General features: G+C 70.5%; 19 protein-coding genes. 10 read left to right on the forward strand and 9 right to left on the reverse strand.

Features of this window, described 5'->3' with window-relative positions; genetic code table 11:
- Nucleotides 1–175 precede the first annotated feature (175 nt).
- Entirely contained in the window at nt 176–439 is a 264-nt protein-coding gene (locus ACFYZ8_RS34650; protein ID WP_003990679.1) for a WhiB family transcriptional regulator, read from the reverse strand.
- Between the two features lie 715 nt (nt 440–1,154).
- On the opposite strand from ACFYZ8_RS34650, the gene ACFYZ8_RS34655 reads away from it, so the two are divergent.
- From ACFYZ8_RS34655 to ACFYZ8_RS34670, 4 genes are all read left to right on the forward strand, one after another.
- Nucleotides 1,155–1,664 carry a cysteine dioxygenase gene (locus ACFYZ8_RS34655; RefSeq protein WP_388540774.1) on the forward strand — a complete coding sequence of 170 codons (510 nt, stop codon included), beginning with the start codon at nt 1,155–1,157 and terminating at the stop codon, nt 1,662–1,664.
- Between the two features lie 34 nt (nt 1,665–1,698).
- Complete coding sequence (gene cofD / locus ACFYZ8_RS34660) at nt 1,699–2,658, forward strand: 2-phospho-L-lactate transferase (protein ID WP_388540776.1); 960 nt, start codon at nt 1,699–1,701, stop codon at nt 2,656–2,658.
- Nucleotides 2,655–3,971 (forward strand): coenzyme F420-0:L-glutamate ligase, encoded by a 1,317-nt coding sequence (locus ACFYZ8_RS34665; RefSeq protein WP_388540779.1) that lies wholly within the window; start codon nt 2,655–2,657, stop codon nt 3,969–3,971. The genes cofD and ACFYZ8_RS34665 overlap by 4 nt, the downstream gene beginning before the upstream one ends.
- 102 nt (nt 3,972–4,073) lie before the next feature.
- Nucleotides 4,074–5,081: a DNA-3-methyladenine glycosylase family protein gene (locus ACFYZ8_RS34670; protein WP_388540781.1), complete on the forward strand. Its 1,008-nt coding sequence runs from the start codon at nt 4,074–4,076 to the stop codon at nt 5,079–5,081.
- A gap of 166 nt (nt 5,082–5,247) precedes the next feature.
- Here the strand turns inward: ACFYZ8_RS34670 and ACFYZ8_RS34675 are convergent, their stop codons facing one another.
- Nucleotides 5,248–6,330, reverse strand: coding sequence for an NDP-sugar synthase (locus ACFYZ8_RS34675; RefSeq protein ID WP_359039115.1), 1,083 nt, complete (start codon nt 6,328–6,330; stop codon nt 5,248–5,250).
- A 174-nt stretch (nt 6,331–6,504) separates the two neighbouring features.
- On the reverse strand, nt 6,505–7,929 hold the full coding sequence (locus tag ACFYZ8_RS34680) for a peptidoglycan recognition protein (RefSeq protein WP_388540784.1): 1,425 nt from the start codon (nt 7,927–7,929) through the stop codon (nt 6,505–6,507).
- Between the two features lie 129 nt (nt 7,930–8,058).
- On the opposite strand from ACFYZ8_RS34680, the gene ACFYZ8_RS34685 reads away from it, so the two are divergent.
- The 6 genes from ACFYZ8_RS34685 to ACFYZ8_RS34710 all read left to right on the forward strand — a co-directional run bounded on the left by ACFYZ8_RS34685 (nt 8,059) and on the right by ACFYZ8_RS34710 (nt 17,479).
- Nucleotides 8,059–8,793, forward strand: a complete 735-nt coding sequence (locus ACFYZ8_RS34685; protein WP_388540787.1) for a TIGR03089 family protein — start codon at nt 8,059–8,061, stop codon at nt 8,791–8,793.
- 186 nt (nt 8,794–8,979) lie between these two features.
- On the forward strand, nt 8,980–10,164 hold the full coding sequence (locus ACFYZ8_RS34690) for an LCP family protein (RefSeq protein WP_388540790.1): 1,185 nt from the start codon (nt 8,980–8,982) through the stop codon (nt 10,162–10,164).
- 152 nt (nt 10,165–10,316) lie between these two features.
- Nucleotides 10,317–12,062 carry an LCP family protein gene (locus ACFYZ8_RS34695; protein ID WP_359039107.1) on the forward strand — a complete coding sequence of 582 codons (1,746 nt, stop codon included), beginning with the start codon at nt 10,317–10,319 and terminating at the stop codon, nt 12,060–12,062.
- Between the two features lie 120 nt (nt 12,063–12,182).
- Nucleotides 12,183–13,787, forward strand: a complete 1,605-nt coding sequence (locus ACFYZ8_RS34700) for an LCP family protein (RefSeq protein ID WP_359039105.1) — start codon at nt 12,183–12,185, stop codon at nt 13,785–13,787.
- 277 nt (nt 13,788–14,064) lie between these two features.
- Nucleotides 14,065–15,792, forward strand: a complete 1,728-nt coding sequence (locus ACFYZ8_RS34705) for an LCP family protein (RefSeq protein WP_388540794.1) — start codon at nt 14,065–14,067, stop codon at nt 15,790–15,792.
- Nucleotides 15,793–15,877: 85 nt separating this feature from the next.
- A complete protein-coding gene (locus ACFYZ8_RS34710; RefSeq protein ID WP_388540797.1) occupies nt 15,878–17,479 on the forward strand; it encodes an LCP family protein in 1,602 nt (533 codons plus the stop codon).
- A gap of 69 nt (nt 17,480–17,548) precedes the next feature.
- Here the strand turns inward: ACFYZ8_RS34710 and ACFYZ8_RS34715 are convergent, their stop codons facing one another.
- The 6 genes from ACFYZ8_RS34715 to ACFYZ8_RS34740 all read right to left on the reverse strand — a co-directional run bounded on the left by ACFYZ8_RS34715 (nt 17,549) and on the right by ACFYZ8_RS34740 (nt 22,723).
- On the reverse strand, nt 17,549–17,977 hold the full coding sequence (locus ACFYZ8_RS34715; RefSeq protein ID WP_359039101.1) for a hypothetical protein: 429 nt from the start codon (nt 17,975–17,977) through the stop codon (nt 17,549–17,551).
- A gap of 30 nt (nt 17,978–18,007) precedes the next feature.
- A complete protein-coding gene (locus ACFYZ8_RS34720) occupies nt 18,008–18,433 on the reverse strand; it encodes a peptidase M23 (protein ID WP_359039099.1) in 426 nt (141 codons plus the stop codon).
- A 73-nt stretch (nt 18,434–18,506) separates the two neighbouring features.
- Nucleotides 18,507–19,388, reverse strand: a complete 882-nt coding sequence (locus ACFYZ8_RS34725) for a hypothetical protein (RefSeq protein ID WP_359039097.1) — start codon at nt 19,386–19,388, stop codon at nt 18,507–18,509.
- A 61-nt stretch (nt 19,389–19,449) separates the two neighbouring features.
- Nucleotides 19,450–20,694 carry an ABC transporter permease gene (locus ACFYZ8_RS34730; protein WP_359039095.1) on the reverse strand — a complete coding sequence of 415 codons (1,245 nt, stop codon included), beginning with the start codon at nt 20,692–20,694 and terminating at the stop codon, nt 19,450–19,452.
- Nucleotides 20,691–21,392 (reverse strand): ABC transporter ATP-binding protein, encoded by a 702-nt coding sequence (locus ACFYZ8_RS34735; RefSeq protein WP_359039093.1) that lies wholly within the window; start codon nt 21,390–21,392, stop codon nt 20,691–20,693. Before ACFYZ8_RS34735 ends, ACFYZ8_RS34730 begins: the two co-directional genes overlap by 4 nt.
- Nucleotides 21,389–22,723, reverse strand: coding sequence for a peptidoglycan-binding protein (locus ACFYZ8_RS34740; RefSeq protein WP_388540800.1), 1,335 nt, complete (start codon nt 22,721–22,723; stop codon nt 21,389–21,391). The genes ACFYZ8_RS34735 and ACFYZ8_RS34740 overlap by 4 nt, the downstream gene beginning before the upstream one ends.
- Nucleotides 22,724–22,962: the final 239 nt, after the last annotated feature.

Genomic DNA, 22,962 nt, shown 5'->3' on the forward strand with positions numbered 1-22,962 from the left:
GGGCCCCGGTTCGGTGGACTGCGGTGGACGCCTGTGCCCTGAGGGGGCGGCGAGGCGTCTCGGACGAGCGCCCACACTATCGGCTGGGCAGGACGGCGGCCCGCCGCCTGTGGATAACCCAGGTGCGACGGGCCGTTCGGTTGCGTACGAGAAGGGTGGCGAGGCGTGCCTCGCGTCAGACGGCGGCCTTCTTCAGCCTGCGGCGTTCGCGTTCCGACAGGCCGCCCCAGATGCCGAAGCGCTCGTCGTTGGCGAGGGCGTATTCGAGGCACTCGGAGCGGACCTCGCAGGACAGGCAGACCTTCTTGGCCTCGCGGGTGGAGCCGCCCTTCTCGGGAAAGAAGGACTCGGGGTCGGTCTGGGCGCACAGCGCGCGCTCCTGCCAGCCGAGTTCCTCGTCCGCGTCGTCGACCAGCAGTTGCTGCACCAGCTCGGTCATGTGCGCCCCTCGTCTGTCTTCGCGTCCCCGTGTGACGGCCGTTACCGATTTCGGCTGAACGACACGAGTGAAATTACAAGTGTGCTGCTCCGGGCGAGTCAAGCCGAGATCTGCTATTGGGCCCCTTATTCACTCTGCGGAACCAAGGCCTAGCTGAAAGTGTTCAAATCGGCATAAACCTTGACAGGCAGACGAGACCCGAGAGGGCCGCCGAGCCACGCCAGGCCTTTCGGGCCTGTACGGGGAAGGACGCCCGTCAGTTCGAACTCGTTCCGTACGCGCGCGTGGAAGTCGTGCGGAGTCCTTGCGGCGTCGCGCGGCCCCTGCGCCCGGTTGTGCGCACCATGTGTCCCGGTCACCGCCTGCACAAACCTTTCACCTTGGAGATGGACCGGATGAGGTGAAACATGTCCCACTTCCAGGGTGTCGAGTTGACAGTGAAGGTGTGAGCCGCTGTCCTTGTGGGCATGCTCGCGAACTTGGCACTCACCTCGACCCGCACGGCCGGGTCCCACGGTGCTGCCCGCGCTCGCTGTAGCTGTTGTTGCTGTTCCAGCTGTTGAGCCCAACGCGCTCCGGCTGTCTCTGAGTCCACCGTGACTCGGCTGCTTGTTCCCCGCCCCCACCAGGGCCTTCCTGTCCTACCGTGACCCGGGCGGACGGTACGCGACACCCAGCCAGCCCCCCACTCTTCGCCGAGGACCCACCGCACCCCATGAACAGCGACAACGACCTCCAGATCGCCGGCGACCTCCTCGAGGTGCCGCACCTCCTCCAGACCCCCCGCGAGCACCCGTCCACGGTCGCCGAGTTCGTCGGGCTGGCCCGCGCCATCGCCGCCGACCGCTCGCAGTGGGCGCACCTCGTCCAGTACGACGCGACGAGCCGCTGGTACCACCGGCTGCGTACCGGGCCCGGCTACGAGGTGTGGCTGCTGTCCTGGGTCCCCGGCCAGGGCAGCGGGCTGCACGACCACGGCCGCTCCTCCGGGGTCCTCACCGTCCTGGAGGGCACGCTGACCGAGCGCACCGAGCGCGGCACGCGCGCGCTGGGGGCGGGGGCGCAGCGGGTGTTCGCGCCGGGGTACGTGCACGAGGTCGTCAACGACGCGCTGGAGCCGGCGGTGAGCCTGCACGTCTACTACCCCGGCCTGACCGAGATGCCGATGCACACCGCCTGCACCGCCCGCGAGTCCTACGACGACGCGGACGCCGTGACCGCGTGACGCGTTGTCGTACCCGCCTGCAAGACTGGCTTCCATGCGAATCGTGGTTCTGGCAGGCGGCATCGGCGGTGCCCGTTTTCTGCGTGGTCTGAAGCAGGCCGCGCCGGACGCGGACATCACGGTCATCGGCAACACCGGGGACGACATCCACCTGTTCGGGCTGAAGGTCTGCCCGGACCTCGACACGGTGATGTACACGCTCGGCGGTGGCATCAACGAGGAGCAGGGCTGGGGGCGGGCCGACGAGACCTTCCACCTCAAGGAGGAGCTCGCGGCGTACGGGGTGGGCCCCGAGTGGTTCGGGCTCGGGGACCGGGACTTCGCCACCCACATCGTGCGGACCCAGATGATCGGCGCCGGGTATCCGCTGAGCGCGGTGACCGAGGCGCTGTGCGACCGGTGGAAGCCGGGGGTACGGCTGATCCCGATGACCGACGACCGGGTCGAGACGCATGTCGCGGTCGAGATCGACGGTGAGCGCAAGGCGGTGCACTTCCAGGAGTACTGGGTGCGGCTGCGGGCGTCCGTGCCGGCCCACGCGGTCGTGCCGGTCGGCGCGGAGCAGGCCAAGCCGGCTCCGGGGGTCCTGGAGGCGATCGCGGAGGCGGACGTGGTGCTGTTCCCGCCGTCCAACCCCGTCGTGTCCGTCGGCACCATCCTCGCCATCCCCGGGATCCGCGAGGCGATCGCCGAGGCCGGGGTGCCGGTCGTGGGCCTGTCCCCCATCGTCGGGGACGCGCCCGTGCGCGGCATGGCCGACAAGGTCCTCGCGGCGGTCGGCGTCGAGTCCACGGCCGCGGCGGTCGCCGAGCACTACGGCTCGGGGCTCCTTGACGGCTGGCTCGTCGACACCGTCGACGCGGACGCGGTCGGGCGGGTCGAGTCGGCCGGCATCCGCTGCCGGGCCGTACCGCTGATGATGACCGACCTCGACGCGACCGCGCGGATGGCGCGGGAGGCCCTGGAGCTGGGGGAGGAGGTGCGCGGAGCTTGAGCGAGATCGCCACCGAGGCCGACGGCTACCGGGTCTGGGCCGTCCCCAACCTCCCCGAGGTGCAGCGCGGGGACGACCTGGCCAAGATGATCGCCGCCGCCGAGCCCGGGCTGGTCGACGGGGACGTCCTCCTCGTCACCTCGAAGATCGTGTCCAAGGCGGAGGGGCGGGTCGTCCGTGCGGACGACCGGGAGGCCGCGATCGACGCCGAGACCGTGCGGGTCGTGGCGCGGCGCGGGCCGCTCAGGATCGTGGAGAACCGGCAGGGGCTCGTGATGGCCGCCGCCGGGGTGGACGCCTCCAACACCCCTTCGGGGACCGTGCTGTTGCTGCCCGAGGACCCGGATGCGTCCGCGCGGGCCATCCGGGACGGGCTGCGGGACGCGCTCGGGGTCGACGTCGGGGTCGTCGTCACCGACACCTTCGGGCGGCCCTGGCGCGCCGGGCTCACCGATGTCGCGATCGGCGCGGCCGGGGTGCGGGTGCTGGACGACCTGCGGGGCGGCACGGACGCGTACGGCAATCCGCTGAGCGCGACCGTGGTGGCGACGGCGGACGAACTGGCCGCCGCCGGTGATCTCGTCAAGGGCAAGGCCGCCGGGCTGCCCGTCGCCGTGGTGCGCGGACTGGCGCATGTGGTGGCCGGGGAGCACGGGGAGGGGGCGCGGGCCATCGTGCGCCACGCGCGCGACGACATGTTCCGGCTCGGGACCTCGGAGGCGGTCCGGGAGGCGGTCACCCAGCGCCGCACCGTACGGGCCTTCACGGACGAGCCGGTCGACCCCGGGGCCGTACGACGGGCCGTGGCCGCGGCCGTCACCGCGCCCGCGCCGCACCACACCACGCCGTGGCGGTTCGTGCTCCTGGAGTCCGAGGGCGCGCGGACCGGGCTGCTGGACGCCATGCGGGACGCCTGGATCACCGACCTGCGGCGGGACGGGAAGTCCGAGGAGTCCATCGCCAAGCGGGTGCGGCGGGGCGACGTCCTGCGCAACGCGCCGTATCTCGTCGTGCCCTGTCTGGTGATGGACGGGTCGCACACCTACGGCGACGCGCGGCGGGACGCGGCCGAGCGGGAGATGTTCGTCGTCGCCACGGGCGCCGGGGTGCAGAACTTCCTCGTGGCGCTGGCCGGGGAGCGGCTGGGGTCGGCGTGGGTGTCGTCCACGATGTTCTGCCGGGATGTGGTGCGGGAGGTGCTGGGGCTGCCGGAGGACTGGGATCCGATGGGGGCCGTGGCGGTGGGGCATCCGGCGGAGGCGCCCCGGCCCCGGCCGGAGCGGGACGCGGGGAGCTTCATCGAGGTGCGGTGAGGTGCGGTGCGCCGGTTTCGCCGAGGTGCGGTGGCCGGTCCCGGCTTGCGCCTAGTCTCGTAGAGCTTCTTCCAGTCTCTCTCGCACCTCAGGACTTCCATCGTGGCAGGACGTTTCACTCCGCGGCCCACGCGTACGACCGTGCGCGGCGGGGAGGTCGTGGTGCCCGCCGCGCGGCGGCCGGCGGCACGGGTGGCGGCCCCGCTGGTGCGGAGGTGGACGCCGCCGTGGCCCGTCGACCTCGGGCTGGTGCTCGGCGCGCTGCGGCGGGGGCCCGCTGATCCCACGTTCCGGGCGCTTCCGGACGGGTCCGTGTGGCGGGCCAGTCTCACGCCGGTCGGGCCCGGGACCCTTCGGGTGTGCGTGTACGGCGGTGAGGTGCGCGGCGAGGCGTGGGGGCCCGGGGGTGAGTGGCTGCTCTCGCGGTTGCCGGAGATGCTCGGGGCCGCGGACGATCCCTCCGCGTTCGTGCCGCGGCACCGGGTCGTGGCGCATTCCTGGCATCGGCGGCCGGGGCTGCGGCTGACGCGGACCGGGCTGGTGCTGGAGTCGCTGATTCCCTCCGTGCTGGAGCAGAAGGTCACGACCGACGAGGCGTATCGGGCGTGGCGGTTGCTGGTGCGGAAGTTCGGGGAACCGGCGCCGGGGCCCGCGGCGGGTGGGCGGTTGTGGGTGATGCCGGCGCCGCGGACGTGGGCGTTGATCCCGTCGTGGGAGTGGCATCGGGCCGGCGTGGACAACAAGCGGGCCTCGACGATTCTGCGGTGTGTGCGGGTGGCCGCGCGGCTGGAAGAGGCGGTGGGGATGTCCCCGGCTGCCGCGCAGGCCCGGCTTGAGGTGGTGCCGGGGGTGGGGCCGTGGACCTCCGCGGAGGTGGTGCAGCGCAGTCATGGGGCGGCGGACGCGGTGACCGTGGGGGATCTGCATCTGCCGGGGATCGTGGGGTTCGCGCTCGCGGGGGACCGGGACGCGGATGACGCTTTGATGTTGTCGTTGCTGGAGCCGTATGCGGGGCAGCGGCATCGGGCGGCTCGGTTGATCCTGCTGAGCGGTCGTACGCCTTCGCGGCGGGCGCCGCGGATGACTCGGGGGGACATCGGGCGGTTGTGAGGGTGTGCGGGGCGACGTTGGGTTTTTCGCCCCCGCCGCCCCTACCCGCCCCCTCCCCAGGGGCTGCCGCCCCTTCGACCCCGCTACCAGGGGCTCCGCCCCCGGACCCCCGCTCCTCAAACGCCGGAGGGGCTGAGTTACCGGAGGTGGGCTGAATCGCACGCAGTTACTGGTCCGAGGAGAAGCGGACCGCTCCCGCCGGGATTCTGGCGTCGCACCAGATCCTCATGCCGTCCTTCAGTTCGTTGTCGGCGCCGATGATCGCTCCGTCGCCGATGACCGTGCCGGTGAGGACCGAGCGTTCGCCCACGCGGGCCCTGGTGCCGATCAGGGAGTCGGTGATCACCGCGCCCGGTTCGATCACGGCGCCCGGGAGGATCGTGGAACCGGAGACCCGCGCGCCCTCCGCGACGTACGCGCCCTCGCCGACCACCGTGCCGTCGGTCAGTTTCGCGTCGGGGGCGACCCTGGCCGTGGGCAGGATCAGGCGGTCGCCGCAGCGGCCGGGGACCGCCGGGGACGGGGCCCGGCCGAGGACCAGGTCCGCCGAGCCGCGGACGAAGGCGGCGGGGGTGCCGAGGTCCAGCCAGTACGTCGAGTCCACCATGCCCTGGAGGTGCGCCCCGGCCGCCAGGAGTTCGGGGAAGGTCTCGCGTTCGACCGAGACCGGGCGGCCCTGCGGGATCGTGTCGATGACCGAGCGGCGGAAGACGTACGCCCCCGCGTTGATCTGGTCGGTGACGATCTCCTCGGGGGTCTGGGGTTTCTCCAGGAAGGCGAGGACCCTGCCCGTCTCGTCGGTGGGGACCAGTCCGTAGGCGCGGGGGTCCGTGACCTTGGTGAGGTGGAGGGAGACGTCGGCGCCCGTCGTCTCGTGGGTGCGCACCAGGGCCCTGATGTCCAGGCCGGTCAGGATGTCGCCGTTGAAGATGAGGACCGGGTCGTCGGGGGCGGAGTGCAGCCGGGCGGCCACGTTGCGGATCGCGCCGCCCGTGCCGAGGGGCTCCTCCTCGGTGACGTACTCGAGGTGGAGCCCCAGGGACGAACCGTCGCCGAAGTGCGGCTCGAAGACCTCCGCGAGATAGCTCGTCGCGAGGACTATGTGGTCGACGCCCGCCGCTCTCGCTCTGGCCAGCTGATGGGTGAGGAAGGGGACGCCGGCCGCGCGGACCATGGGCTTCGGGGTGTGGACCGTGAGGGGTCGCAGCCGCGTGCCCTTGCCTCCGACCAGGAGGATCGCTTCTGTCACCTGTCGTCTCCGCTTCCTGCCGGGACCGGCCCGAACTGTTTTTCGAGCGGCCAGTGTATGCAGACCGATGTGCGGCACCTTCGGCGGCCGTGCGGCATTCGCGCCTGCCCCCCGACGGCGGTGAAACGGGTGGTACGGGCTTTCCTCGGTACTCTCCGCGGCCCTCAGCGACCGTCAGCGACCTTGGAGACGGGCAGCTGTCGTACGGGTGGACGCGAGTTTGCGATAGAGCTGCCATCCGGGGCACTCCGTGGCGAAGCCGTCCCGGTGGCCGGAGATCACGTTCAGTCGTACCTTCCTACCCTTCGGATACAGGTTGCCACCGCCCGACTTCAGATACGTCTTGCCCTTCGGGTTGGCGCCGTGGAGACCGAGCTTCCACGCGGCGAGCCGTGCGACGGCCTTCGTCACGGCGGCGGGTGGCTTCTTGGTTCCGTAGCTGCCGAGCACGGCGATCCCCATGCTGTTGGTGTTGAAGCCGAGGGTGTGGGCGCCGAGGACCGGCTTCGCCACCCCGCCCGCCCGGCCCTCGTAGATGTTTCCGCACTTGTCGACGAGGAAGTTGTAGCCGATGTCACGCCAGCCCATGCTCTTGACGTGGTAGCGGTAGATACCGCGGATGAGTGAGGGCACCTGCGTACAGCGGTACCCGTTGCCGGACGCCGTGTGGTGGACGAAGGCCGCCTTGACCTTCTTCGTGTAGACGAACCCCCGCTCGCGCAGCCCCTCGTCGGCACCCCAGCCGTGCCGGGTGACGATGCGCGGGCGCGGCCCGATGTACGGCTTGACCCGCTGCTGCTCCGTCAACTCCCCCGCGCGCAGGGCGAACAGCTCCTGTTCGGTCTGCTGCCGGTCCAGCGCCGGGATCTCGGTGGCATCGAGGCCGGCCAGTCCGGCGTTGGCGGCGGCCGCGTCCGTCGCGGCGCGTGCCTCGGCCGGTTCGGCGGTGGGGGCGGAGCGGGGCGTGGCAGCGCGGTGGGGGGCGCCCGCCGCTGTGGTCTCCTGCCGGGCGGGCGCCGGTGCGCTCTCCCCCGGGTCCACCAGTTCCAGACGCAGCCCCGTCGGGAGAGGCGCGGTCGTGGTCGCCGTACGGGGCCCGCGGGCCGTGTCCTCGGTCCTGCGGTCGGCCTCGGCGCGCACCCTTACCTCCACGCCGTCGGAGTCACCCACCCACAGCGGTGCCGTGGCGCCGTGGACGCCGCCGGAGGTGCGCTCGGCCGTGCCGGGGTCGGCGGCGTCGTCGTTGTGGGTCTCCAGGTCCTGCCAGCCGGACCAGCTGTCGGTGCCGACCGCACGGGTGCGGACCTGGACGCGGCCGTGCAACACGGTGTCCGGGTCGTCCCAGATCACGCCCACGAGCGAGAAGTGCCGGACGTCCCGGCGGGGCAGGCCCTGTTCGGCAACCGGGGCGAGGGTGCGGTCACGGGAGGCGAGGGGCGCGAGGGGCAGTGACTGGGTGCCCCCGAGGGCTTCCGCGCCCGACGCCGGCCGCACGGCCGCCGGGGACACCGGTCTCGCCGCGACGGCGGTCGAGGTGAGGGGAAGGGCGAGGGCGGCCGCGCAGGTGACGCCTACCGAGGAAGCAAGAAGTCCACGCATGCTCCCGATCCTGGACATAGTCATATAAATCTGTCCATCGGGGAACTGACGGACCGTCGGGTCCTGTTGCGCCGAACCGGTGGCCCCGCGCGCGGGTGCCCGGCCGCGTGCCCGCGTACGCTTTCGCGGATGAACGCCACCGATCGCACCCCTGCCGACCTGCTGCGTTCCGCGCTCGCCGCGGATCCCGGACGCCCCCTGGTGACCTTCTACGACGACGCCACGGGCGAACGTGTCGAATTGTCCGTGGCCACCTTCGCCAATTGGGTGGCCAAGACCTCCAACCTCCTCCAGGGCGACCTCGCCGCTGCGCCCGGTGACCGGGTGGTGCTGCTGCTGCCCGCGCACTGGCAGACGGCGGTGTGGCTGCTGGCGTGCGCGTCGGTGGGAGCCGTCGCGGACATCGGCGGGGATCCTTCGGCGGCTGACGTGGTGGTGAGCGGGCCGGACACGCTGGAGGCGGCCCGGGCGTGTTCCGGGGAGCGGATCGCGCTGGCCCTGCGGCCGCTGGGCGGGCGGTTCCCGCAGACACCGGACGGATTCGTGGACTACGCCGTGGAGGTGCCGGGGCAGGGGGACCGGTTCGTTCCGTTCGCCCCGGTGGACCCCGACGAGCCCGCGTTGGTCGTGGCGGGGCGGGAGTTCAGCGGGGCGGAGGTCGTGGAGCGGGCGCGGGCCGAGGGAACCGGGGACCGCGTGCTGTCGGGGCTGCCGTACGACACGTGGGACGGGGTGTGCGCCGGGCTGTACGGGCCGCTGGCCACGGGAGGTTCTGTGGTGCTGTGCCGTCATCTGGAGCAGCTGGGCGAGGAGGCTCTCGCCAAGCGGGTCGAGGATGAGCGGGTGGCTGTTGTGCGCCGCTGAGAGGGAGTGGCCGAGACCGGTCGGCGGGGCACAGGTCGCATGTGGCTGGTCGCGCGGTTCCCCGCGCCCCCGAGGGGGTGCTGTCACCCGGACAGAGCAGTACCGGCCGGCCTCCGCAGTCCTTCCGCGCCATGGTCGTAGGAGCAGACCGCACTCACTCCCGCAGGCCGTGAGGGGGACCGACCCGTGACCGACACAGCTCGTGCCCTCGGGCCCGGCCTCGGTGCGTCGGCCCACGGTGAAGGGCTCGTACGGCGGCGTCGGCGGCGATGGCTGCACGGTGCCGGGGTCGGTGCCGGCGCGATCGCCCTCGTCGCCGCCGGTGCCGGGTGGGCCGTCTACGCCAAGCTCGACGGGAACATCACCCCCGATGACGCCGCCGCCGCCGAGCTCGCCCGGTACGAGAGCGAGCGGCCGACCTCGCTGGTCAAGGACGCGCAGAACATACTGCTGATCGGGTCGGACTCGCGGTCGGGGGACGGAAACGCGCGGTACGGGCGGGACTCGGGGACCGAGCGGTCGGACACCACGATCCTGCTGCACCTGGCCGCGGGGCGGCACACCGCGACCGCCGTGTCGCTGCCGCGGGACCTGATGGTGGACGTGCCGGCCTGTCTGGGGCCGGACGGGAACCGGGGCGAACCCGTGTTCACGATGTTCAACCACGCCTTCCAGAAGGGCGGTTCGGCCTGCACGATCCGGACCGTCGAGAAACTCACCGACATTCGCGTGGACCATCACATGGTCGTCGACTTCCACGGGTTCAAGGACATGGTGGACGCCGTCGACGGAGTGACCGTCTGCCTCACCGAACCGATCGACGACAAGGCCGCCAAGCTGCGGCTCCCGGCGGGCCGGGTGACGCTGAACGGCGAGGAGGCGCTCGGTTATGTACGCGCCCGCAAGACCCTCGGCGACGGCAGCGACACCGAGCGGATGGACCGTCAGCAGCGTTTTCTCGGGGCGCTCGTCAACAAGGTGCAGAGCAATGACGTACTGCTGAATCCGGTGAAGCTCTATCCCGTGCTGGACGCGGCGACTTCCTCGCTCACCACCGATCCGGGTCTGGCGAGTCTGCGCGGGCTGTACGACCTCGTGCGCGGCCTGAGGCACATCCCCACCGGGCGGGTGCAATTCCTCACCGTGCCGCGCGAGCCGTACATCCACGACGCCAATCGTGATCAACTCGCGGAACCCGCGGCCCGGCGGCTTTTCGAACGGTTGCGCAAGGATGCGCCGGTGAAGGTGACGGAGAAAGCCCCGAACGTTTCAGAACATTCCCATGCCGAAGAACCCTATGAAGAATCTGAGAACGGCGGCGGAGCACCCACCTTCCGGGGCAACACGGCCGCCGAGGACACCTGCGGGTAAAGCGTTCACCAAGGCGGCGAAGTGGTGTCCTGGCAAATGGGCGGATTGCCCGGTTGTAGGGACGTGGAATTCGTCACCGTCGTAACCTGTCGGCGAATCGGACGGCTAGTGTGAGCGCCCGGTGCATCCGGCCGACGGAGGATTCAGCAACCGTGGACGCACAAGGCCGTGGGCGGGCGGGCGACATCGACCCCGCCGACCAGTGGGTACTCAACCCGCACACCGGTGAATACGAACTGCGACTGACCCCTTCCGCACCGCAGTCAGGTGTTCCCGGTCCCCGTAGATCCATGCCCTCCCCGAGCAAGGTGGGCGCACCCGCCGGGCGTACGACCGCCCCCGTGGCGCCGGGCCGTGACGTGCCGCCGCCGCGCAGGCGGCGGGGCGCGCCGCCGGAGGAGCCGCTGCCGGGGCGGCGGGGGCGCCGGCCGGTCAAGAAGAAGTCGACGGCGAAGAAGGCGCTGCTGTGGACCGGCGGCACCATGGCGTTCGTGCTGGTCGCGGCCGCGGGCGGCGGGTACCTCTACATCCGTCACCTCAACGGGAACATCACCTCCGTCTCCGACGACGGCGCCAGCACCGGCGGCTTCCAGACCGACAAGGCGATCAACATCCTGCTGATCGGCACCGACAAGCGCACCGGCGCGGGCAACGAGAGCTACGGCGACTCGGGCAGCGTCGGGCACGCGGACACCACGATCCTGCTGCACGTCTCCAAGGACCGGACGAACGCGACCGCGCTGAGCATCCCGCGCGACCTGATCGTGGATGTGCCGGACTGCCCGACCACGCAGGAGGACGGCTCCAGCAAGGTCATCCCGGGTACGGACGGCGTCCGCTTCAACACCAGCCTCGGGCAGGACGGCCGTACGCCCAGCTGCACGGTGCGGACCGTCACCGAGCTCACCGGGATCCAGGCCGACAACTTCATGGTGGCCGACTTCAACGCGGTCAAGACGCTGACCACGGCGGTCGGCGGGGTCGAGGTCTGTCTGGGCAAGGACATCGACGACAAGGACTCCAAGCTCAAGCTGTCGAAGGGCAAGCACACCATCTCCGGTGAGGAGGCCCTCGCGTTCGTGCGTACCCGGCACTCGGTCGGCTTCGGCGGTGACCTGAGCCGGATCGGGCTCCAGCAGCAGTTCCTGAGCGCGCTGATGCGCAAGCTGAAGTCGAACGACACGCTCACCAACCCGGCGAAGATGCTGAAGCTGGCCGAGGCGGGCACCAAGGCGCTGACCGTCGACTCGCAGCTCGACAGCATCTCCAAGCTGAAGGACCTCGGTCTGGAGCTGGGCAAGCTGAACGTGAAGAACCTGACGTTCACCACCGTGCCGGTCGTCGACAACCCGGCGGAGAAGGTGAAGGCGACGGTCGTCCTCAACGACGCGACGGCTCCCACGGTCTTCGACATGATCAAGAACGACGTGTCCTTCACCGAGGTCAAGAAGAAGGCGAGCGCGGCCAAGAGCGCCGAGGCGGCTCAGGCCGCGGCCCGGCTGAAGGGCACCAAGTCCGCCGCGTCCGAGGTACGGGTGCGCATCCTCAACGGCGGTGCGGCGGCGGGCAGCGCGCAGGCCGAGCTGGAGTACCTCCAGAACGAGGAGGGCGTACTGAAGTCGGAGAACGCCGGCAACGCGGGCACCTCGCTGGCGAAGACGACCCTGGAGTACGCCCCCGACCAGGCCGACCAGGCGCGCCGGCTGGCGGACATCCTCGGTCTGTCCGGGGCGCAGCTCAAGCCCGGCAAGAGCGTCATCAACTCCCAGGGCCTGCCCACGATGACCCTGACCCTGGGCAAGGACTTCAAGGGCGCGGGAGTCTCCTTCACCACGGCGACGAAGGCCCCCGAGGGGGTGCAGCAGTCCACGGCCGACAAGGTCGAGTGCGCCAAGTGAGAGTCCGCCGGGGGGTGTTCACCGGCTCTCGTGTGACCTGAAGGGCCTGTCGTGCGTCTAACGGGACGTACGGCAGGTCTTTTCGTTCGTTCGTTCGGTGTGAGGGTGGGGAGACAGGGGATGGTGCACAGCAGTGTCCAGGGGGAGGCGCCTCGGGCGAAGGTCCGGCCCGAGCGGGGTGGGAGTCCGGAGGGTCCGGGGCGGCACGGGCGGCGGCGGGCCAAGCGCGGACACCGGATGCTCAGATGGTCCGCGACCACGCTCGCGGTGCTGATACTCGGGTCCGCCGGGGCGGGCTACCTCTACTACCAGCATCTCAACGACAACATCCGCAAGGGCGAGCGCAGCAGCGGTGACTCCAAGGCGAAGAAGACCGAGGCCAACGCGGCAGGGCAGACGCCGCTCAACATCCTGCTGATCGGCTCGGACAGCCGTAACTCGGACGAGAACGTGAAGCTCGGCGGCAGCAGGGACAACCGCGGCAACCCGCCGCTGGGCGATGTGCAGATGCTGATCCACCTGTCCGCGGACCGCAAGAGCGCCGCGATGGTCAGCATCCCGCGCGACACCCGGGTCGACATCCCCAGGTGCGTGGACCCGGACACCGGGAAGAAGTATCCGCCGACCAACGACATCATCAACACCTCCCTGGCACGCGGCGGCCCCGGCTGCACGCTCGCCACGTGGCAGAACCTCACCGGGGTCTACATCGACCACTGGATGACGATCGACTTCTCGGGCGTGGTGCGGATGGCGGACGCCATCGGCGGCGTCAACGTCTGTGTCCGGCAGAACGTGTGGGACCACCCGACGGCCGACGTGCCCGGCGGCTCCGGACTGAAGATGCGGGCCGGGACGCACAAGGTCCAGGGCAAGGAGGCCCTGCAGTGGCTGCGCACCCGGCACGCCTGGGGCAGCGACCTGATGCGGGCCAAGGCCCAGCACCTGTACCTGAACTCGATGATCCGCACGCTGAAGGGGCAGAACGTCTTCACCGACACCCCACGGCTGATGGACCTGGCCGAGGCGGCCACGAAGTCGCTGAAGGTGTCCGAGGAGATCGGCTCGGTCAAGAACCTCTACGACCTGGGCATGCAGCTCAAGTCGGTGCCGACGGACCGCATCACCTCGGTGACGATGCCGAACGTCCAGGACTCGAAGAACAAGGTCCACGTGGTACCCGACGGCGCCAACGCCGACAAGCTGTGGGAGATGCTCCGCGACGACGTGCCCCTCGACAAGAACGGCAAGGCGTCGAAGGCGTCGAAGGCGGAGAAGACCACCGAGGCCACCAAGGCCCCCTCGGCTCCGGATGCCGAGATCGGCGTGGTCGTGCGGAACGCCACGGCCACCTCCACGCTCGGCCCGGTGAGCGGCCGCGCGGGCACGATCGCCCAGGAACTCGTGCAAAAAGGTTTCTCGCAGACCTCCAAGGACGCGACGGCGGGCCTCTCCGAGGACCGGACGGTCGTGCGCTACCCGAGTGCCGACCTGGAGGGCGACGCGCAGCGCATCGCCAAGTCCCTTGGTATCCCGATGAGTTCGGTGAAGAAGTCGACCGATGTGTCCGGCGTCACTCTTGTAGTGGGAGCCGACTGGCGCACCGGCACGACGTATCCGAAGCAGCCCGAGGCCAAGGCCGGCGATCTGCCGGCCAACTCGGACGCCATGAACGGCTCGGACACCGGACAGTGCATGGACGTGTACTCGGTCTACCAGTGGTAGTCGAACGGGACGGCTGCGGCGTACGTATTCAGCAGGCAGGAGCAACTCGCACACCGAGACGGTGAACTTCCTTTCGGGAATTGGGGTGGAATGGCCGGTTGTGAGGCCGTGGATTGCCTCACTGCTTCGCTCGACGCCCAACCGGGCGGATAGTGTGAGCGATCCAGTGATCCCCGGCCACGAGACCTGTCCTGGGATCGAGCGCTGTGTCGACCAACAACTGTGCGCCTTCCGGGGGGAAGGTGCCGCGTGGCCCTGACGGAGGATTCGGACCAACGTGGACACACAAGGCCATGGGCGGGCGAACGACGTCGATCCCGCAGACCAGTGGGTACTCAATCCGAACACCGGCGAATACGAACTGCGACTGAGCCCTTCCGCACCGCAGTCGGCCGTTCCCGGCTCCCGCAGGGCCGCGCCCGCCGCGAACAGCGTTCCACGCGGCCGCACGACCACCCCCGCGGCCCCCGGACGTGACGTTCCGCCGCCGCGCAGGCGGCGGGGCACGCCGCCCGAGGAACCGCTGCCGGGGCGGCGCGGGCGCCGGCCGGTCAAGCAGAAGTCGAAGGCGAAGAAGGCCCTGCTGTGGACCGGCGGCACGATGGCGTTCGTGCTGGTCGCCGGTGCCACGACGGGCTGGTTCTACCTCAAGCACCTGGAAGGCAACGTCGGCACCACCGACGTCGGTGACGCGGCCGCGAGCAGCTTCAGCAAGGACGAGGCCTTCAACATCCTCATCATCGGCACCGACAAGCGCACCGGTGAGGGCAACGAGGGCTACGGCGACGCGGGCAGTGTGGGCCACGCCGACACCAACATCCTGCTGCACGTCTCCAAGGACCGGACGAACGCGACCGCGCTGAGCATCCCGCGCGACCTGATCGTCGACATCCCGGACTGCGAGACCAAGCAGGAGGACGGCAACGAGACGGTCGTCGCCGGGCAGGACGGCGTCCGCTTCAACCGGAGCCTCGGTGAGAGCGGCCGGGACGCGGGCTGCACGATGCGCACGGTCGAGGCGGCCACCGGCATCAAGCCCCAGCACTTCGTGATGGCCGACTTCAACGCGGTGAAGACTCTGACCACGGCGGTGGACGGGGTCACGGTCTGTGTGGAGAACGCCGTCAACGACAAGAAGTCGAAGCTCGTCCTGCCCGCCGGAGAGTCGAAGGTGGAGGGCGAGCAGGCCCTCGCCTTCGTGCGCACCCGGCACGCCTTCGGCAACGAGGGCGACCTGGACCGGATCAAGGTGCAGCAGCAGTTCCTGGGCTCGCTGATGCGCAAGATGACCTCCGGCGACACCCTCACCAGCCCCACCAAGCTGCTGAAACTGGCGGAGGCCGCCACCAACGCGCTGACCGTGGACAAGGCGATCGGCAAGGTCGGCACGCTCAAGGACATCGCCCTGGAGCTGAAGAAGGTGCCGACGAAGAACATCAGCTTCATGACGGTCCCGGTGGTCGACAACCCCGCCGAGACCGTCAAGGCGACGGTGGTCGTCGACCCGGCCAAGGCCCCCGCGATCTTCGACGCGATCAAGAACGACGTCTCGTTCACCGAGGTCAAGGCGGAGCAGAAGAAGGAGAAGGCGGAGGTGGCGGCCCGGCTCAAGGGCACCAAGTCCGCCGCGTCCGACGTACGGGTGCGCATCCTCAACGGCGGTGCGGCGGCGGGCAGCGCGCAGCAGCAGCTGGCCTACCTCCAGACCCAGGAGGGCGTGACCAAGTCCGAGAACGACGGCAACGCCGAGGCGGCGCTGGCGAAGACGACCCTGGAGTACGACCCCGACCAGGCCGACCAGGCCCGCCGTCTCGCGGACATCATGGGTCTGTCGGGCTCGGCGCTGAAGCCGGGCAAGAGCGTCACCAACTCCCAGGGGCTGCCGGCCATGACCCTCACCCTGGGCAAGGACTTCAAGGGCGCGGGTGTGAAGCTGAACTCCGGCTCGTCAGCCGCCCCGGCCGTGGACAAGTCCACCGCCGACAAGGTCCAGTGCGCGAGCTGAGGCCTCCCGGGTCTCGCACGGCTTCGTAGGGCAACCTCACGGGCCCGTCGTATGTCTAAGACGTGCGGCGGGCCCGTGGCATGGCATGGCGGGTCCGGTGGGGTGGGCGGGGAGGACGGGAACGTTGACAACGCAATACAGCGTGCAGGACGTCGCGCCAAAGACCGAGGCGGACAGCGGGCACGGCAGCCGCAGGGCACCGCGCAAGCACCGGGTGCTCAGATGGTCGGCGGCCACGCTCGCGGTGCTGATACTCACGGTGGCCGGCACCGGCTACGTGTACTACCGGCACCTGAACTCCAACATCGAGCAGGACGACCTGAACCTCGGGGACAACAAGGTCGAGGAGCCGACGCCGAACGCGCAGGGCCAGACCCCGCTGAACATCCTCGTCATCGGCTCCGACGCGCGGGACAGCAAGGAGAACCAGGAACTCGGCGGCGCCAGGGAGACGTTCGGCTCCACTCCGCTCGCGGACGTGCAGATGCTGCTGCACCTGTCCGCCGACCGCTCCAACCTGTCGGTCGTCAGCATGCCGCGCGACACCCTCGTGAAGATCCCCAAGTGCACCGATCCTGACGACGGCAAGGTGTACGCGGCGAGCGAGGGCCGGGTGATGGCCAACCAGAGCCTCGGCCACGGCGGCCCCGGCTGCACGGTGGCCACCTGGCAGGAGCTCACCGGGATCCACATCGACCACTTCATGATGGTCGACTTCTCCGGCGTGGTGTCCATGGCGGACGCCATCGGCGGGGTCCCGGTCTGCGTGGACGCCAACATCCACTCGCGGGACAGCCAGGGGCACGGCTCGGGGCTGAAACTGGAAAAGGGCACGCACCCGATCAAGGGCGTGCAGGCGCTCCAGTGGCTGCGCACCCGCTACGGCTTCGAGGACGGCAGCGACCTCGCCCGGGCCAAGGCCCAGCACATGTACATGAACTCGATGGTCCGTGAGCTGCGTGACAACGCGACTCTGAGCAGCCCGAACAAGCTGCGCAAGCTCGCCGAGCAGGCGACCGGGGCCATCACCGTCGACTCGGGACTCGGCACCGTCAAGAAGCTCTACGACCTCAGCAACGAGCTGCGGAAGGTGAAGCCGGAGCGCGTCACCATGACCACGATGCCGAACCGCTATGTCGGCGCGCGCGTGGAGCCCACTTCGGACGCCGAGAAGCTCTTCCGGCTGGTGCGCGAGGACATCGCGCTGGACGGCAAGGACGCGAAGAAGGCGACCGCTCAGAAGACCGGGGCGGCCTCCGACGACACCGCCGCGGCGAAGGACGAGATCGGGGTCCTGGTCCAGAACGGCACCCGCACCGACACGCTGGCCGCGGCGAAGGGACGGGCCGGTACGGTGGCCGGACTGCTCGTGGAGAAGGGGTACACCAAGGCGGCCTCCGACCGGACCGCCTCCCTGAGCGAAGCGACGACCCTGGTCCGCTATCCGAGCGCCGAGTTGGAGGGCGACGCCCAGGCGGTCGCCAAGTCCCTGGGGATTCCCATGAGTTCGGTGAAGAAGTCGACCGACGTCTCCGGCGTCACGCTCGTCGTGGGAGCGGACTGGCGCGAGGGCGCGGCCTACCAGGCCGCCGAGCAGGACGACGAGACCCCCAAGACCGCGGAAGCGCTCAACGGCGCGGACGACGAGGCCTGTATGCACGTCGATCCCGATTTCACCTGGTCCTGACGAGCCACGCGAACGGGCCCCTCCCCGAGGGAGAGGGGCCCGCGCACTCAGTCCCGCGCACTCACCGGCTCACCGCCAGCGGAAGGACGCGTTCTCGTTGTAGGTGTTGACGAGCTGGCCCTTGGAGTTCGGGTTGCCCACGTCGTACGCACCCGCGAAGTTGGAGTTGAAGTACGACAGACCGGCGCGGTCGTGGGAGTTGGCCCAGGACGCGGCGTTGTTCTTGACCCGCTGGTTGACGCCGGCCGTGCCGAGGCCCCAGTCGGCGAAGTTCAGCGGGAGCCCGGTGCCGTTGTAGTTGTCGTAGTTGGCGACGGCCGACCGCATGCCGGTGGCGCCGCCCTTCTGACCGGAGTTGTAGTACAGGCAGAACATCCCCCCGACGACACCGCCGCAGATGTCGGAGACATCGGCCTGCGCCGGCGCCGCCATCGCGACGGGTCCCAGGGTGCCCGCGGCAAGGACGCCGCCGGCTACTAACAGTGAACGGATACGCATGTCTGCTCCTGTGCGAGTCGGTGGTGGACGTCAGCGCCAGCGGAAGGACGCGTTGTTGTTGTAGGTGTTGACGAGGTTGCCCTTGTCGCGCGGCGGAGCGACGTCGGAGGCACCCGCGTAGTTCGAGTTGAAGTAGGAGACGCCGGTCTTGCTGTCATGGCTGTTGGCGTAGGACGCGGCGTTGTTCTTCACCGGCGTGTTGACGCCGTTGGTGCCCTGACCGCCGTCGGAGAAGATCCAGGGGTTGGTGCCGCCCCAGTTGGCGATGTCGTGGTACGTGGCGGTCCAGCCGCCTTTCTGGTTGGAGTTGTACCAGAGGCAGTAGTCGACATCGATGACACCGCCGCACAGGTCGTCCGGGATGGAGTCGGCCTGGGCCGGCGCGGCGGTGGCCAGCATGCCGAGGGTGCCTGCCGCGGCCAGGGCGGCGGCGACGGCGGAGGTACGCAGACGCATGGGTGGTTCGTCCCTTCAGTCATGGGGACTTCCGTGGGGAAGCCCCGTCGTGGTGAGCGGGGTGTGACGGGGATCAGCCGGTCCGGCCCAGTTCCTCGGCGGCACGCTTGAGCTGGTCGCTCTTGTGCCGCTTGATCCGGGCGAGCTCCTCGGCGTGCTTCTCGATCTCCGTGCGCTGCCACTCGGACTCGACGTCGAACCAGGTGCGGACGAGTCCGGTCTTCTTCTTGCATCCGACGTCCGCTCGGGCCGTCGAAATCTCGGTGAGGCTCGCCTTCTCGCCCGCGAACGCGGGGTCGTCGATGGCGTCCATGGGTGAGTCGTAGCGATAGCCCTTGGCTGCCATGCAGGAGGACCAGTCGCGGAAGGCGGACAGGACGCGCGGGTCCTTCTGGCTGCGTGCGTAGCTCTCCAGGTTCAGCGCGCGGGCGGTCTCGTCCGGCCCGAACTCGGCGTCGCTGCCCGCCAGTCGCCGTTTGGCCTCGCCGATGCACCCGCCGTCGGGATCCAGCGAACCGTCCGCCTCCGGCTTGCCGACCAGGGCGACGCGGCCCGCCTGGCTCAGGGACTTGGCGGCGCTCTCCCGGTCGGCCTTCGACGCCGGGAAGTGGTAGCCGTAGGACTGGGCGGTGTGGGAGTTGGCGATGCCGTAGCGGCGGTCCATGACGCCGATGTCCGGGGACTCGGTGCCTTCGGGGCGGTAGGTGAAGCCGGCGTCCTGCATGCAGCGTCCGGCCAGGCTGCTCATCGCACGGGTCAGCTGGCCGATCTCGGCCTCCGAGAAGATGTAGCTCTCGACGGGCAGGGCCAGGTCCGCCGTGAGGCTGTTCGACCTGGGCGCGATGGAGGTGTCCGGCTGTCGCGGCACAGCCGACTGCGCGCCGTCTCCGGAACCGGAGCAGCCGGCGAGCAGCAGGGTGCCGGTGAACAGGACGGTTGCTGTCGTCTTTCGCACGTCTCTTCCCTTTTCTTCCCTCGAAGAAGGCATGGCGGGCCCGCCGGACGGGCCGGAAGGATCAGCGGCGCAGTGCTTCCGCGGGTTCGATACGGCTCGCCCGCCACGCGGGGTAGAGCCCGGCGACCACCCCGGTGACCAGGCCGACCGCCGGGGCGGCGAGGACCGTCGCCGGATGGATGACGGGAGTCCAGTCGCGCAGCACGGCCATGGCGACCACGGCGACCGTGCCGAGACTGGTGCCCACCAGGCCGCCGAGTGCGCCCAGCGCTCCGGACTCGGCCAGGAACTGAAGCGTGATGTGGCGGCCGCGGGCGCCGAGAGCCCGGCGCAGTCCGATCTCTCCGGTGCGTTCGAGCACCGCGACCAGGGTGGTGTTGGCGATGCCGACCGCGCCGATCACCAGGCAGACCCCGGCGAGCAGCATGAACAGTTCGTTCAGGTCGGAGGTGACGTTGCCGCGCAGGCTCCTCGGGTCCGGTGGCGGTACGGCCTTGAAGTACTCGGGGTGCGCGGGGTCGAGCGCCAGTGCCGTCTCGGAGGCGATCTGCCGGGCCGCCCCCAGGTCGGTCGCGATGAGCATCCTGGCCCGCTCACCGCTGTCCGGGCCGCCCCAGATCCGCTCGGCCGCGGTCCGCGGCACCACCACCGAGAGCAGCAGGTCCGCCTTGCGCTCGACGTCGTCGACGATGCCGACGACGGTGAACGCGTGGTCCCCGACGAAGACGGCGGGCGCGGTCTGGAGCGTGGTGACGCCCAGCCGGGCGGCCAGACCCGAGCCGATCACGGCCACGTTCTCACCCCGCCGGTCGTGGTACGCGTCGAACGTCCGGCCCTGTTCCAGCACCGGCCCGGCGGCATCCAGGACTCCGGGTGACGCGGCGACGACCTGGACTCGCTCCCCCGCGTCCCCCGTGCCGGGCGGCGCGGCCGAGACGAGGTCCTCCGGGCCCAGCCGCACCGGCCAGTACACACCTGCCGCGCGTACCCCGTTGAGCTTTCCGATACGGCGGTCCGCGTCGGCCGGGAAGGCGTTCTCGAGGTACTCCGGCTGGTCGCCGCCGGTGTCCTCGACCGTGACCTCCGTGGCGGTCAGCTCATTGAAACGGGAGTCGATCTGCGAGGACGTGGTGGCGGTGAGGCCGAGGACCGCGACGAACGTGCCGACGCCCAGCACGGTGCCGAGCGCGGTGAGCGCGGAGCGGGCGGGGCGCTGGAGGATGCCGGCGACGGACTCGGAGACCAGGTCACGGGAGCCCAGCCGGGACCGTTCGACGCGCGGTGCCCTGCCGCGACGTGACGTCATACGGCCCTCACCTGCTCGCTGAGCACACCGTCCCGGATGGCGACGGTGCGTCGGCCGCGGGCCGCGACCTCCGGGTCGTGGGTGATGACCAACAGGGTCATGCCGTCGCGGTGGAGTTCGTCCAGGAGCCGCAGGACCGACTCGGCGGTGACGGTGTCGAGGTTGCCCGTCGGCTCGTCGCACAGCAGCAGCGAGGGGCGGGCGACCAGGGCACGGGCGATGGCGACGCGCTGCCTCTCACCTCCCGACAACCGGGTGGGCAGCGCGTCGGCGCGGTGGCTGAGTCCGACTCTCTCCAGCGCCTCACCGGCCCGCCCCGAACGGCCGCCGCGCGGGCTCGAGTTGTAGACCATGGCCAGCATCACGTTCTCCCGCGCGGAGCGGTGCGGCAGCAGGTGGAAGCTCTGGAAGACGAAGCCGATCCGCCGGCCGCGCAGGCTGGTGCGGTCCGCGTCGGTCAGGGCGGCGGTGTCGATGCCGTCGAGGAGAAAGCGGCCCTCCGTGGGCGCGTCCAGCAGTCCGGCGATGTTGAGGAAGGTGGACTTGCCGGAACCGGAGGGGCCGACGACCGTGACGTACTCGCCCTGTGCCACGGTCAGTTCGCACGGCTTCAGGGCCTGGACCGGGGGCGGCCCGGGGTAGGTGAGACCGGCGTCCCGGAACTCCAGGACCGGGGGCACGGCGGTCGGGGCGCTCATCGTGAGACGCCCACGACGACCTTGTCGCCGGCCCCGAGCCGGGCGCCCCTGACCGGGGTGACCTCGGTGTAGCCGTCTCCGGAGGTCCCGGCGCGGACCTCGACGCGGCGCCGTTGGCCGGACGCCTCCAGCACGGTGACGGTGATCCGGGAGTCGGCTCCGGCGCTGAGGGCGGATACGGGGACGACGAGCACCTTCTTCCCCGAGGAGGCCGCCTCGATGGTGAGGCGTACGTCCTGGCCGGCGAGCCGGGCCGGAAGCGCGGAGTCCGGCTTCACGAGGACTTCGTAGCCCTGTCCGCCCGAGGCGGTCTCCTCGCCCTCGGGAGCGGTGGGGACGTCGGCCACCGCCGAGACCGTGCCGGTGACCTCGTCGCCGTACACCTCGGAGAGCACCTCGACCTTCTGGCCGGGCCGGATCAGGTCCTTCTCCTGGGCGCCGAGTGAGCCCTTGACGACGAGCCGGCCCGCGGAGACGGTGGCGAGCTTCTCGCCGACCTCGCCGCCGACCTTGGCGGTCAAGGAGTCGACGCGGGCCGGGAAGCCGGAGAGGAACACCACCTCGGACGCGGGCACCATGGGGCCGGTGACCGCCTGGGCCCCGGCGAGCCGCCTCTCGGCGTCGGCGAGGTCCTCGCGGGCGTACCGGATCTCGTCGGCGTCCCGTTTCCCGCTGTCGGCCTTGAGCAGGCCGTCGAGGTGTCGCCTGGCCTGTTTGACCTGCTCCTCGGCGGCGGTCACGGGGTCGGTGTCCGCGTCGGCGCCGCCCGCGGGGACGGGTTCGTAGCCGATGGCGGCGTAGAGCGCGGCGACGGCGCGCTTGGTGCCCGGGCCGTAGGTGCCGGACCGGTCGGAGCCGGTGGAGTGACCCAACGTCCGCAGGGCTTCCTGGAGTTGGCGTACGTCGTCGCCGTGGCTGCCCGGCTTGAGGTCCCGGTAGACGGGGAGTCTGCCCGGCAGGGCGAAGACGGGGCGGCCCGAGATCTCCATGAGGACGCGGCCCGCCGTGAACGTCCGGCCGGAGCGCACCATCACCTTGGTGACGACGGGCGCGCCGACACCCTCGGCGGCGCCGACGGGAGCGAGGTTCACGGTCTGCGAGGCGGAGACGGCGCCGCGGGTGACGACGGTGTCGGCGAGGACGCGGCGCTCGACCGGCGCGGTGAGCACGTCGGGGGCCGGCGGACCCGCGTCGGCCGCGGCCTGCGCCGGCGACTTCACGAAGGTCGACGTCCACACGGCGGCGCCGGCGAGCACGACCGCGCCCGTCGCCAGGGCGGCCACGGCGCGTCTGCGCCGGGACAGCCCAGAGCTCTCCCCCGGTTCGGACATGCATCCCCCCAAGCTCAGTGGCCGCGCCCGGGTGGTCGGCCCCGGCTCTCACGGCCATGTCCGCGTCAGAGGTCATCACGCGATCCGAGGGGTCGTCAAGCAATTTCCATGGCCATGGCTTTACTCGCTGTTGACTTCAGGCCACCGAGATCTTCATTCGGCCATACATGGCTCTCACACTTGCCTCACAGCCGACCCGTCGTGTGAGGATCTTCGGCGGCCCACGAAGCCGTCACGAC

This window comes from Streptomyces sp. NPDC001668 (assembly GCF_042893155.1).
Lineage (GTDB): Bacteria > Actinomycetota > Actinomycetes > Streptomycetales > Streptomycetaceae > Streptomyces.

What these genes read in the sequence shown, in the direction of transcription:
- ACFYZ8_RS34650 (WP_003990679.1), bottom strand. Translation starts at nt 439, where the DNA reads ATGACCGAGCTGGTGCAGCAACTGCTGGTCGACGACGCGGACGAGGAA.
- ACFYZ8_RS34655 (WP_388540774.1), top strand. Translation starts at nt 1,155, where the DNA reads ATGAACAGCGACAACGACCTCCAGATCGCCGGCGACCTCCTCGAGGTG.
- cofD (WP_388540776.1), top strand. Translation starts at nt 1,699, where the DNA reads ATGCGAATCGTGGTTCTGGCAGGCGGCATCGGCGGTGCCCGTTTTCTG.
- ACFYZ8_RS34680 (WP_388540784.1), bottom strand. Translation starts at nt 7,929, where the DNA reads ATGCGTGGACTTCTTGCTTCCTCGGTAGGCGTCACCTGCGCGGCCGCC.
- ACFYZ8_RS34685 (WP_388540787.1), top strand. Translation starts at nt 8,059, where the DNA reads ATGAACGCCACCGATCGCACCCCTGCCGACCTGCTGCGTTCCGCGCTC.
- ACFYZ8_RS34700 (WP_359039105.1), top strand. Translation starts at nt 12,183, where the DNA reads ATGGTGCACAGCAGTGTCCAGGGGGAGGCGCCTCGGGCGAAGGTCCGG.
- ACFYZ8_RS34710 (WP_388540797.1), top strand. Translation starts at nt 15,878, where the DNA reads ATGGCGGGTCCGGTGGGGTGGGCGGGGAGGACGGGAACGTTGACAACG.
- ACFYZ8_RS34715 (WP_359039101.1), bottom strand. Translation starts at nt 17,977, where the DNA reads ATGCGTATCCGTTCACTGTTAGTAGCCGGCGGCGTCCTTGCCGCGGGC.
- ACFYZ8_RS34720 (WP_359039099.1), bottom strand. Translation starts at nt 18,433, where the DNA reads ATGCGTCTGCGTACCTCCGCCGTCGCCGCCGCCCTGGCCGCGGCAGGC.
- ACFYZ8_RS34730 (WP_359039095.1), bottom strand. Translation starts at nt 20,694, where the DNA reads ATGACGTCACGTCGCGGCAGGGCACCGCGCGTCGAACGGTCCCGGCTG.
- ACFYZ8_RS34735 (WP_359039093.1), bottom strand. Translation starts at nt 21,392, where the DNA reads ATGAGCGCCCCGACCGCCGTGCCCCCGGTCCTGGAGTTCCGGGACGCC.
- ACFYZ8_RS34740 (WP_388540800.1), bottom strand. Translation starts at nt 22,723, where the DNA reads ATGTCCGAACCGGGGGAGAGCTCTGGGCTGTCCCGGCGCAGACGCGCC.